At 38.5% G+C, this 13,018-nt stretch carries 6 protein-coding genes; 2 read left to right on the top strand and 4 right to left on the bottom strand.

Annotation, left to right across the window (positions count from 1 at the left end; translation table 11 throughout):
• Position 1 precedes the first annotated feature (1 nt).
• The 4 genes from OK18_RS12895 to OK18_RS12880 form a co-directional block, all read right to left on the bottom strand.
• Positions 2–2,974 carry a SusC/RagA family TonB-linked outer membrane protein gene (locus OK18_RS12895; protein ID WP_053328244.1) on the bottom strand — a complete coding sequence of 991 codons (2,973 nt, stop codon included), beginning with the start codon at positions 2,972–2,974 and terminating at the stop codon, positions 2–4.
• 238 nt (positions 2,975–3,212) lie between these two features.
• The gene (locus OK18_RS12890) at positions 3,213–3,425 is read right to left on the bottom strand and encodes a hypervirulence associated TUDOR domain-containing protein (protein ID WP_050022584.1); all 213 of its coding nucleotides are present in this window, start codon (positions 3,423–3,425) and stop codon (positions 3,213–3,215) included.
• 178 nt (positions 3,426–3,603) lie between these two features.
• Positions 3,604–4,350, bottom strand: a complete 747-nt coding sequence (locus OK18_RS12885) for a glycerophosphodiester phosphodiesterase family protein (protein ID WP_053328243.1) — start codon at positions 4,348–4,350, stop codon at positions 3,604–3,606.
• 260 nt (positions 4,351–4,610) lie between these two features.
• Complete coding sequence (locus tag OK18_RS12880; protein ID WP_053328242.1) at positions 4,611–7,700, bottom strand: TonB-dependent receptor; 3,090 nt, start codon at positions 7,698–7,700, stop codon at positions 4,611–4,613.
• Positions 7,701–8,132: 432 nt separating this feature from the next.
• On the opposite strand from OK18_RS12880, the gene ligA reads away from it, so the two are divergent.
• Positions 8,133–10,139, top strand: a complete 2,007-nt coding sequence (gene ligA / locus OK18_RS12875; protein ID WP_053328241.1) for an NAD-dependent DNA ligase LigA — start codon at positions 8,133–8,135, stop codon at positions 10,137–10,139.
• A 225-nt stretch (positions 10,140–10,364) separates the two neighbouring features.
• Complete coding sequence (locus OK18_RS12870; protein ID WP_053328240.1) at positions 10,365–12,989, top strand: DUF7619 domain-containing protein; 2,625 nt, start codon at positions 10,365–10,367, stop codon at positions 12,987–12,989.
• Positions 12,990–13,018 lie beyond the last annotated feature (29 nt).

Below are 13,018 nucleotides of genomic sequence, written 5' to 3'. Positions count from 1 at the left end.
TTTAGAATTTAACATTTAACTGAATCCCGACTGTTCTGGCAGTGGGTAACTGTCCCATTTCAACACCCGGGGTAATCGTAGAATCATCAAGGGTAGCTGCTTCCGGATCAAATAGCGGGAACTTGGTCCACATCCAAAGATTTCTTCCGAATAAAGCCAGGTTAATATCCGTCACCTTTAAAGATTCCGTTACTGATTTCGGGAAAGAGTAAGAGATTCTCGCGTCTCTTAACTTAATGAATGATGTGTCAAATGAATTGGTTTCCACATTGGCCCGTCTGTAATAATCACCGTAATAGGTAGAAACAGGAATTCCTTTTGTATTCGGCGAAAAAGTACCGTCAGGATTTTGAACAACTCCCTGCCCCACTATCAGCCCGCCCGGATTATCTCTTCCTGCAAGGGTATGAGTGAGCTTTCCTTGTTCAGACATCTTGTGATGAGACTGCGAATATGCCATCCCTTTGTACTGTCCGTCAAATGAGAAGCTAACTGTGAAATTTTTATATCTGAATTCGTTCTGAAGCCCCGCTCTCCATTTCGGATAGGCATTTCCTATTTTTTTAACTTCCGTAGGTTTGGCCGTCAGACCATCGGTTCCATAAATCACCTGCCCATCAGGTGAATACATCAACCCGTAACCATACATATCCCCCAGGGAACCTCCTACCACTGCATTATAATACACCACACCCCCAACGCTGGCCATTGTATAAGGCTGCCCCTGGAATTCATCCGGAAGAGAAAGAATTTTATTCCTGTTCATAGACCAGTTGGCATTGATGTTCCATGAGAAACTTTTGTTCTTGACCGGATAAGCGCTCAACGTCAATTCAATTCCTCTGTTTCTTAGCTCCCCGGAATTGATGATTCTTTTATTATATCCCGTTTCATACAGCACAGGAATTACAATAGACTGGTTTTTAGAATTGATCTGATATGCTGTAAAGTTGAAGGTCAGCCTGTTTTTTAACATCGTAAAATCCATTCCTCCTTCGATATTGGTAATCATTTCAGGTTTGAGATCCGGATTAGGATATAGTAACGGAGACTCTACAGATCCTGAAAACACGCTGTTTTCATAATACTTGTCAAGCATATAATTATAAGTATCATTTCCTACTTTCGACCATGATAGTCTTAACTTCCAGAAGTTTAAATCATTGGATTTTATTTTAAAAATATCAGATAAAATAAAGGATGATGAAACGGATGGATAGAAATATGACCGGTTATGTCTCGGAAGCGTACTGCTCCAGTCATTTCTTGCCGTTACATCTACAAATACCATATCTTTATAACTGAAATTGGCCAGGGCATACATACTGTTTACCTGAGTATCGTTAGGTTTCGGAAGCCTGTTATCTAAAGATGCCGCATTGGAAAGCTGGTAAAGTCCCGCCTTATTAAGCCCGATAGCCCTGTAATCACTGATTGTAGATTCGTAATATCTGATACTTCCTCCGGCTGAAGCTGTTACTCCAAAGTCCCCGAACCTGTTCTTGTAAGTAAATAAGATATCATTGTTGAGATCCATATATCTGATATATTGCTCCCTGTAGTAGCCTTTCAGATAATTGGCCGAGCTCCAGGGTCTTCTTTGAGTACGTACCTCATTACTCCACTCCAATCCGGATTTGTAATAAACATCAAAGTTTTTTGCCAGCTGGTAACTGATATTGATATTTCCGGTAAGGATTTTTTTATTGGTAGAATTTAAATTTTCATAAGCAATCAGGTAAGGGTTATCAATATAAGAACTGAAAGGGTGGATCTGATCTACCTGTTCCTGGCCTTTTTTCCAGATTGGCTTATACCATTCAAGGTCCACATTCGGGTTTTGGAAGATCATGAAATACGAGATAGACTGGTTATTATAACCCGTTGCAGGGAGGTTATCACTTGTTGTCTGGCTGAAGTTGACCTTAGTTCCGATTTTTAATTTACTGCTCAGCTTGTGATCTAATGATACCGATGCATTTAGTCTGTTAAACCCTGTATTAGGCATCATCCATTCGTTTTTCAAATAGGAAAGGGATGTTCTGAATGATGTGTTTTCATTAGAATGGTCTACGGATAAACTGTTTGAATAGGTAGCTCCTGTCCGCCAGAAATCCTTGATGTTATTTTTATAAGGTTTCCAGAGCTGCCTTGTCAGGCTCTGCCCTTCTATGGCAGGATCGTACTGGAAATAATACTGTCCGTCAAATTTGGGCCCGAAAGCGCTACTGGTAGAACCTGTATTAACGCCATCCGGGGAAGCTCCATAGGAATAGTAATAATTCCCGTTTTTATCTTTCTGCTGGGTACCTTGTCCGTATTCATACTGATAATCCGGCCATTTCAATACGGTATCATAGCTCGAATAGGAATTTAAGGTAATCTGAATTTTTCCTTTTTTGGTTTTTCCTGATTTCGTAGTAATCATAATAGCTCCTCTGGAGCCCCGGGAACCATATAATGCAGACGCAGAAGGCCCCTTAAGGATGGATACGCTTTCAATATCCTCAGGATTGATACTGTTGAAACTATCCCCGTAATCAATAGGTAAATCTCCTCCGGAGCCCGCTCCGTAAGCACTGGTCCCGGTTCCGGTTTTCTTATCACTCAAAGGAACACCATCCACCACAATCAGTGCACCATTATTCCCCATATTCATAGAAATATCTCCACGAAGGGTAATCCTGCTCGTACCAAGAGGTCCTGCCCCCGCGGTCTGGATTTTCAAGCCGGCAACTTTACCTTCCAGCGCTTGTGCCCAGTTGTTATTCTGAGTCTGCAAAATCTCACCTGATTTGATCGTTTGGGTAGAATACCCTAAAGACTTGTCTTGCCTTTTGATTCCCAAAGCAGTTACCACTACCTCATCAAGTCCTTTAATAGTGTCTTTTTTAGCTTTTTGCTGAGCTGTCAGGTTGACGCTGATTAATCCTAACAGCGACAAAACCAACAACTTTTGTGTCTCTTTACGCATATCCTTTTTGTTTGCGCAAAATTAAAACGACATTATGAGTATGGTTTTAACAACATTTTAACGTTTATTAAATGTTTATTGAATAGTATATTAAATATTCTTTAACAATATTAGTCATTACACTGATTAACAAACACTTAAGGAATTAATAATTTTTAACACTATTTCCAATGTTTGTTTATTAGTGTATCTTTATTGTCTTGCTCTGAGATAATAATTGAAATATAAGTAAAAATACCTAGCTGATTCTGGTAAGAGCAGATCCTTTATGAGCGGCAATATGATCCGTTTTATCACTTTTGATTTCATATTGCGGATCACTTTCAGTTGCATGGTGCGTATATCCTTTATAATCAAAATTTTTAGTATGAATTTTGATTATGGTTCCGGATACTTTTCCCGCTTCTGAGTTCCAGCTTACTTTATCTCCTATTTTGAATTTTGCTGCCATATCATTATCATTTAAGTGATTACCAATCTTTTTTTAAAACACAGAATTTAGCTATTCATAAAGTTACAACAATTAATGGTTTAGAATTATGATCCTGGTAAGTTTGTTGGCCTTTACAAAAAAAGCCCGCCCCTGGAAGGACGGACTCTGGAAAATTATTGGTTTTATTTACGTATTTCTACTTATTTTTCAGCTGTTCAGGGATATTGGTGGTTACAAATCCTATTCCCTGTTTTTTCAGCTCATCGTATACCGCAACATCATTTACCGTCCATGAATTTGTGATAAGTCCTAATGTTTTAGCCTCAGAAATCCAGGTAGGATTTTTCTGGAAAACACTGTAGTGATAATCCATTCCGTCCAACCCTTCTTTTTTGATCTGCTCCGGAGATAATTCTCCATTCAGGTATTGTACCTTAAATGTTGGCGCAACTTTCTTAATCTCTTTGCAGATATTTAAGCTGAAAGAAATAAACTCACTTTGAGATTCCAGCTTCATATCCTTAATCATTTTTATGGTTTTGCGGGTGATTTCATTTTCCAGTTCCGGGGTTTTAGCCGGTTTGATCTCAACAATCAATTTTACGGATGAATCTTTCTTTCCTTGTTTCAAATACTCTTTTAAAGTAGGAAACTTTTCTCCGTTTGATAATTTCAGTGCTTCTAATTCCTTGAAAGAAGTTTCAGAGATTTCCATATTCCCATGATGTTCATCATGATTGATCACCAATATCCCGTCTTTTGTCATTCTCACATCAAACTCTGATCCGTAGACTTTCAGCTTCTGAGCATTTTCCAAAGACTTGATTGAGTTTTCCGTTGTAGGAGGCTGCGCCTGGAAATATCCTCTGTGGGCGATAATCTGGGTTTGTGCTTTCATTAAAACTGTACTTACAACTGCTAAACCTAAGATAAAATTTTTCATAATACAAATTAATAATTAAAACAAAGTCCTAAGACTTTTTGATAAAGGTAATTATTTTAAAAAGTTTTTAACCCCAAAAGACACAAAAGTTTAATTTTTATAACCTGAGCTCAGAATAATGAATCTAATCTGGAAGCTGGAGATAGAAACCGGAAATTTCTATTAATCAGGAGCTTCCTGATCTGATCCTACAAATTCTATATCCGGACTCGTTAATTTTGGTATCATAACTTTGTGCCTTTGCGGTTCAGATAATACTATTAAAAAGTATACTTTGCCCCGATCTGGACCTGGTATGGATTTCCTGATAAAGGTGCTAAGCCGCTTGTATTCTTTTCATATTCAAACTGTCTGGTCGCCTGGTTAAACCCTGTGATTCTGTACAGGGACATATTTCCGTAAGACTTATTAACTCCCCATTCTTTATTCAGCAAGTTGGCCACGTTGAAAATATCTACTGAAAGCTCAAAAGCGCCTACTTTATCAAACTTTATTTTCTTGGCAATACGTACGTCCCAAACTCCATAGAATCCGTTCTTACCCCCATTACGCTCTGCAATTTGATTGTTATAATCAGTAATATAGTTTTTCAGGGCTTTGCCTACTTCCGGATCATTTAAAAGCGGCTGGGTAAGATTAGGGAAGATATAAGCCAGATCATTTGAATCAACAAAATCACCATTGATATTTCCTCCCGCAGTTACTGAAAAACGTGTTCCTCCGATTCCTGAATATCTTATTCCAAGTGTAAATCCTGCGATCGTTGGCGAGTTACCATAAATGACCACTTTATTTCGGAACTGGTTATCAGAATACGTCATTCTTAGGTTTCTCGGATCACTTTGGATCATCGTGGAGAGGGTTGCGGAATTAGCTACGTTTCCGTTGTATGAAGTATTGTCTTTGATGTCCGACCATGTATAACTTGCCGTGATCTCACCGTCTTTCCAGTAACGATAGCTGGTATCCACTACAAACGAGAACTGATTTACTTTACCATCACTTACCAACTCCAATACCCTTCCGAAATTCTTATTGATTCTTCCTTCTTTCCAGTCTACTTTTGCCCCGTCTATTGCTGAAGTCGGAACGAATACCCCTCTTCCACCTTCATTATCCAATGTAAACACCGGATTGGTATACATATTTCTGTCGTAGTAATAGTAGTTGTTTCTTCCTAAAGCCATATAGGCTGCCAATCCTGCCCTGAATCTTTCATTAAAGAAGTGGGTATAGGAAATGTTCGCTTTGTAGACGATTGGAATTTTAGCATCTTTTCCTGTATAATTGATTGTAGGAATCTGTTTCTGGGAAAGTGCAGGAACCGTATTATAATCATTTCTATAACTGTTGAAATCGGGAACCGGAACATCTGTACCGGTCACATCTACAGTAGCCAGGTGTTTTCCGTCGAATACAAGGTTATTGATGATCATATAATTGTTGATATCTGAAGAGAAGATCCCTGCTCCGAACTTTAAGAAATCTTTATTCTGCTCATTAATATTCCAGTCAAACTGGAATCTTGGCTGGATCACAAATGATTTGATCTTGTTATCCGTTCTGATTCCCATTTCATCATACAACTTTTGATTGAATTCCGCTTTCGGATACCCTCCGTAATCTAATCGTAAACCTGCCATTAAATCAAGTCCTTTGGCAACTTTAGTCTGGAACTGCCCGTAAACACCGATATTCCAGATATTGGACCTTACCGACGGATCATCTACTAAAGGCACTTCCCTGTAAAACCTGTAAGGGGCAAGATGATCGAAGTTATAAAGGTTACTGTCATATTTTTTCGGATCTTCCCTGAAATAGAATTTTCCGTTCACCTCACTTCCGTACACAGATTTTGAAGTAGTGTACATTAAATCTGCACCGAAAGTGTATTTTACTTTATCTGTGTTGTAGTATAAATTGTCTACAATCTGGAATACATTATTTCTAAAACTTTCCTGTGCGAAACGATGTCCACCGATCTGGATATTGGTTGCCCCTATTCCGGGAGTAACAATATTTTCAACAATAGCCCTAGGTACAGGCTTACCCAGTTCATTATTTTGATAACTATCCTGGAAAGTATATAAATACTGGGCTTTCAGTTCATTGGTTAAATTAGGCTTCAGATTGGATCTTAAAGTCAGTAATAAACTGTTATCAAGGTTTTTATCATTTCCGTAAGATTCAAAGAAATTGATATTGGTATTATCTCCAAGTCCGTTTTTATTAAGATCGGAGGTGAAATTGTTTCTTAACGTCAGTAAGTGCTTTTCATTGATCTGCCAGTCTAAACGTAAAAAGGCAGCATCTGAATTTCTTACCTTATCGAAACTTCCGAACTGCGGACTATTGCCTACTCCATATTTTGACCGGGCAATATCCAGAAACTTATTAAGGGTTTCATTGGTTATATTGAATCTTTTCTCATCCTCCTGAGATCTGATGTCTGCAATAATCAATGGTCTTGAATCCAGCTGATGATCCCATGCTACGAAGAAATGCAATTTATTTTTAATGATCGGACCACCCAATGAAAAACCAAACTGGGAAGTAGAGAAGTCATTCTGCCTCTTGTTTCCCCTGATATCATACGGGCTGGAAAGCCAGTTGGTTCTTAAGTATTCCCAGGCACTTCCTGAAAATTTGTTTGTTCCCGATTTGGTAACAGCACTTACCGTTCCACCGCCACTTCTTCCGAGCGTAACATCATATTGGTTGGTAGTAATCTTGAATTCACGTACCGCTTCAATGGAGATTGAAAAAGGCGCCCCGCTCCGGCTGGTAGTAGATCCTGCAGAAGTTGGGTTTTTTGCTGTCATCCCGTCAATGGTGAAGTTGGTAGAAGATCCCAGCTGCCCGGACAGGTTTCCTCCTTTTCCGCTCAAAGGAGATAATTCCGTAAGATTGGTAAAGTTTCTCCCGTTTACAGGAAGCATACTGATATTCTTGGCTGAAATAGCTGTAGCTGCTCCTAAGTTTCCGATTTTATTTTTAAGGTTTCCGGTAATTTTTACTTCTTCAATATGCTTTTCACCACCCAAATCCATGTTTACGGTAACCTGATCACCAAAGTTGACATTGTAGCCTTCTTTTTTATCATCATTTACAATCACCGTATAAGGACCACCCAGAGGGATTTCTTTAAAGATATATTCACCTTTGGAGTTGGTCTCCGTTTCAGTTCTGAACCCGGTAGATTCATTTACAATGGTTACTTTCACTTTTTCCTGGGCTGTACTTCCAGGCCCGGTAACTTTTCCTACAATAGAAGCCTGTGTAGTCTGTGCATAAGCCATTGTTCCAAGCCCTAAAAACAATAATCCCAATACAATCTTTACTTTTTTCATTTCCTCAAATTAGATGTGCAAAGGTATTTGGACTTTAAGAGCTGTTTGTTTAAGGGAGTTTTAACATTTTTTTAATTAAATTGAAACATCATGTTAATTTATTCTTAACCTGCTGTTTATTCCATAGACAACCAGTTCGTTGAGGTGTATTACGTATTGTTAATTTTCCTGGGCTATTTAATTGTGTTATTTTTTAAATGAAATTATTCACGCAGATCCGTAAATCTTTTAAAGTCTGTAAAATTTATACGGTCAAAAAGGCGTTAATACTCAGCTAAGAGGTGATATTGTACCCTGCTGAATGAAATGGCCGTACCAGCGAAAATACTCGGGAAATATCCATGGTAATTCCTTGGATATTCTTAGTGTTTTAAAATTTTCATGTCGACTTTATATTACTTTAATTATTTTTGCTCAAAAGATAGAAAAGCAATGTCTGAAAACATTCAACAAAAGATAGAACAGCTTCGTAAAGAGCTTCACCAGCACAATGAAAACTATTATCTTCTGGATACGCCTACCATCTCTGATTATGAGTTTGATATGCTTCTGCAGGAACTTCAGGACCTGGAAGCCAAGCACCCGGAATTTTATGATGAAAACTCCCCTACAATGCGTGTGGGTGGTGGAATCACAAAGGTTTTCCCTACCATTCAGCATAAATTCAGAATGTATTCCCTCGATAATTCATATGATTTTGATGATCTGGAAGACTGGGAAAAGAGAATCATCAAGACCATTGAAGGTCCGGTAGAGTTTGTTGCTGAACTAAAATATGACGGAGCTTCTATTTCCATTCTTTATGAAAACGGAAAACTGACGCAGGCGGTTACCCGCGGCGACGGTTTTCAGGGAGATGAAATCACTCCTAATGTCCGTACCATTTCGGATATTCCTTTGACTTTAAAAGGTGATTTTCCTTCTCATTTTTTTATGCGTGGAGAAATTTACCTGACCAGAAAGAATTTTGACAAAATCAATAAACTCCGGGAAGAGGATGGATTAGATCCTTTTATGAATCCCAGAAATACAGCCAGCGGAAGTTTAAAAATGCAGGACAGTGCTGAGGTAAGAAAACGTGGTTTATCTTCTGTGCTCTATCAGTTTATCTCTGACGAAACTCCGGCAGACTCCCACTGGGAGCTGCTTCAGAAAGCCCATAGCTGGGGCTTCAAAACCTCCCAGCAGGCCAAGTTATGCAGAACCCTTGATGAAGTGAAGGAGTTTATTACTTTCTGGGATACGGAACGGCATACCCTTCCTTTTGAAATCGATGGAATTGTTTTAAAAGTTAATTCTTTACAGCAGCAAAGACAGCTTGGATATACGGCTAAGTCTCCCCGTTGGGCAATGGCTTATAAATTCAAAGCAGAAAAGGTAGAAACAGAACTTCAAAGTGTTTCTTACCAGGTAGGGCGAACAGGAGCTATTACTCCGGTAGCCAATCTTAAACCGGTCTTGCTTGCCGGAACCATTGTCAAAAGGGCTTCCCTTCACAATGAAGATATTATCAAAAAACTGGATCTTCACGAACATGATTTTGTATATGTAGAAAAAGGCGGTGAGATTATTCCTAAAATTGTTGGAGTCAATACAGAAAAAAGAACGGAAGAAAGCAAGGAAATAGAATATATTAAACATTGTCCCGAATGTGGTACAGAGCTGGTAAAAATTGAAGACCAGGCGATCCACTTCTGCCCTAATGAACTTCATTGCCCACCACAGGTAGTAGGAAGAATGATCCATTATGTTTCCAGAAAGGCTTTAAATATTGAAAATCTGGGAAGCGAAACCATCGAGCAGCTTTACAGGGAAAGATTAATTGAAAATCCAGCCGACTTTTATGTTTTAACAAAAGAGCAGCTTCTTCCATTGGAAAGAATGGCTGAAAAGTCTGCCCAGAACATCATCACCGGAATAGAAAAATCCAAAGAAATTCCGTTTGAAAAAGTATTATACGGAATCGGGATTAAACATGTAGGGGAAACCGTTGCCAAAAAACTGGTGAAAAACTTCCCTACTATTGATGAACTAAAGGCTGCTACTATAGAAGAGCTTTGCCAGGTAGAAGACATCGGGGCTAAAATTGCCGTGAGTATTGTTGACTTCTTTAGCAATCCGGAAAACATCCTGATGATTGAGCGCCTGAAATCTTATGGGGTACAGCTTGAAAAGGGAGAAAGCACCAATGAGGTATTGTCTAATGTACTGGAAGGAAAGACTTTCCTTTTCACCGGGAAATTATCCCTGTTCACCAGAGAGGCTGCCGAGGAAATGGTAGAAAAACATGGCGGGAAAAATATTTCTGCCGTATCTAAAAACCTCAACTATCTTGTAGTAGGTGAAAAAGCAGGTAGCAAGCTGAAAAAGGCCCAGGATATCGGAACTATTGAAATTCTGGATGAACAACAATTCCTGGATCTGATTGAGAAAAAGTAATCGGAATCAAATAATGAACCCCCTCCAAAAAATAATGTAAAACCGTGAAATTTTACGGTTTTTTTTATGAAAAGACTTTACTATAAAAGAAAAAAAATAACAGTTAATCAACGATAAAAGCGAATATTATTAAATTATAAACAATTAGAAACGAAAAATATTTAAAATAAAATACATAATAATAAATATTTTTAATAAATTTACAAAAACTAATATCACCAAACTATGAAAAAATTCTACTTTTTTGTGCTTACACTGGCACATTTATCGATCAACGCGCAAATTGTAAACATCCCTGATCCTGCCTTCAAGCAGAGACTTGTCAGTGCCAATCAGTGGAACCATATTGCCAATGATTTAAGCGGGGCTCCTACTGCTGTTGACACCAATAATGATGGTGAAATCCAGCTGAGTGAAGCCTTGAATATTTCCAGTTTAACATTTAACCAGACCCAGATTACGGATTTGACCGGTATTCAGAGTTTTACCAATCTTGCTCAGCTTACCGTACAGGGAAATAGCCATCTTAATGAGCTCAATGTAAGCAATATGGTTAATCTTAAACGCTTATTTATCAACAGCAGCGGCCTGCATGAGATCAATACCCAGGGCTGTAATCAGCTTGAAAATTTCCAACTCATCCACAATGCGGGGTTTGTCTATAACCTGGATTTCCTACAAAATCCTTCATTAAAGAAATTGACAATTATAACAAACGCGCACCTGGCAAGTGTAAATATTTCTCATCTTACGGCGTTGGAAGAACTGGAAATTGGGGACACCGGTATTCTTAATCCTAATTTTACAAGCTTAGACCTGTCTAATAATATCAATCTGAAAAAGATTATTATTGATAAACCCAACCTTACCTCACTTACTTTAAATCCATTAAGCCAGCTGGAACATTTTAGTATAAAAAGAACAAAGCTGACCTCATTAGATCTTTCGAATAGGACGCAACTGGAATACTTATACGTGGATAACAATTCATTGCTAAACACGCTGAATATTCAAAACACTACCAATCTGAATAATTTATTGGTCCTGAACAACCCATTAGTCACTACTGTAGATCTTCAAAATAAACCTAATTTGCAAAGCATCAGCTTCGGTGGAAATGGGGTTACTTCAGTAGATTTTACCGGAACTCCGGGTATTATTAATATGGCGATAGGGCCCAATAAACTGACTTCTTTAGATACCTCTCCGATTACACAGCTACAAATCCTGAGTATAAGTGAGAACCTCATGAGCAGTCTTGATGTAAGCCAGAATCCTAACCTGGAATATGTAAATATCCAGGGAAATATTCTTACAAATGTCAATATTAAAAACGGCAATCCCAATATGAACTTTTATGCTGCTGCGCCCGCTTATCTTCCCAATTTGAAGTATGTATGCTGCGATACCAGTAAGGTCCAGCAGGTTTCCGCGATGCTGGTTAATCAGGGACAAAACAACGCGGAAGTCAACAGCTATTGCTCCTTCATCCCGGGAGGAACTACATATACTATCCAGGGCAATACAAAATATGACGTCAATAATAATGGATGCGATGCGAGCGATCCTGCCAAATCTTTCCAACAGTTTACAATCTCCAATGGAACAAACTTAAGCAGCTACATTGCCAACAGCTCAGGAAATTATACAATAGCAGCACAGGATGGAACAAGTATCATTACTCCTGTTGTTGAAAACCCGGCGTATTTCAATATCTCTCCTGCCAGTATCAGTGTAGATTTTCCAACACAGGCAAGCCCATTCAGTCAAAATTTCTGCATGACCCCGAACGGAACCCACAACGATCTGGAAACAGTAATTATTCCTGTAACAGCTGCCAGCCCGGGCTTTCTTTCACGATATAAAATTATCTACAAAAACAAAGGAACTGCCGCCCAATCCGGAGCTTTACTTTTTAACTATGACGATACGCTGATGGATTATCAGGCTTCAACCCTTGCTCCAGACAGTCAGACTACCGGAGTTATCAATTGGAACTTCACCAATCTTCAGCCTTTTGAAACCAGGGAAATCATTGTTAGCTTAAGACTTAATACCCCTACCCAAACTCCTGCTTTACATGGTGGTGACCTTCTTCAGTATACAGCACACATCAATGGAGCTACAGACGAAACTCCTTCAGATAATACATTCACGCTGGATCAAACGGTTGTTAATGCTTTCGATCCTAATGATAAAACCTGCCTGGAAGGAGCTTCTATTACGCAGGCAAAAGTAGGAGATTATGTACATTATCTTATCCGCTTCGAAAATACAGGAACAGCGAACGCCCGGAATATTGTTGTAAAAGATGAAATTGATACTACGAAATTTGATATTTCTTCTTTGGTAGCATTAAACGGCAGTCATGATTTCGTAACGCAGATTACCCAGCCTAATGTGGTGGAATTTATATTTGAAAATATCCAGCTTCCGTTCGATGATACCAATAACGACGGTTATGTTGCATTTAAAATAAAAACCAAATCTACCCTTAATCTGGGTGACAGTTTCAGTAATACAGCAAAAATCTATTTTGATTATAACCACCCGATCATAACCAATACTTACACAACGAGTGTCCAAAATAAAGAAGTCCTCGCAATTTCTGAAACCAACAGAAAGACTGAGCAATTTACGCTCTATCCAAATCCGGCAAAAGATACTTTATATATCGAATCCAAAGAAGAGATCATTAAAGCCGAAATCTATGACCTGACAGGAAGAATTATCAATTCTACGACTGCAAAAGGAAACTCTGTAAACGTTTCTGAACTTACTAAAGGAAATTATATCATTAAAATGTTTACCAAAGACAAAACATTTACCCAGAAGTTTAAGAAAGATTAATTAAGTGACACAAAAAACAGGCTGTGAGT

The organism is Chryseobacterium gallinarum (assembly GCF_001021975.1).
Classification (GTDB): Bacteria; Bacteroidota; Bacteroidia; order Flavobacteriales; family Weeksellaceae; genus Chryseobacterium; species Chryseobacterium gallinarum.
Note: the sequence above shows the minus strand (reverse complement) of the source record. Positions and strands in the feature narration are given on the sequence as shown.

Bases quoted from the DNA above. Each gene is read 5' to 3' on its own strand.
- OK18_RS12880 (WP_053328242.1), bottom strand. From the start codon at position 7,700: ATGAAAAAAGTAAAGATTGTATTGGGATTATTGTTTTTAGGGCTTGGA.
- OK18_RS12890 (WP_050022584.1), bottom strand. From the start codon at position 3,425: ATGGCAGCAAAATTCAAAATAGGAGATAAAGTAAGCTGGAACTCAGAA.
- ligA (WP_053328241.1), top strand. From the start codon at position 8,133: ATGTCTGAAAACATTCAACAAAAGATAGAACAGCTTCGTAAAGAGCTT.
- OK18_RS12885 (WP_053328243.1), bottom strand. From the start codon at position 4,350: ATGAAAAATTTTATCTTAGGTTTAGCAGTTGTAAGTACAGTTTTAATG.
- OK18_RS12870 (WP_053328240.1), top strand. From the start codon at position 10,365: ATGAAAAAATTCTACTTTTTTGTGCTTACACTGGCACATTTATCGATC.
- OK18_RS12895 (WP_053328244.1), bottom strand. From the start codon at position 2,974: ATGCGTAAAGAGACACAAAAGTTGTTGGTTTTGTCGCTGTTAGGATTA.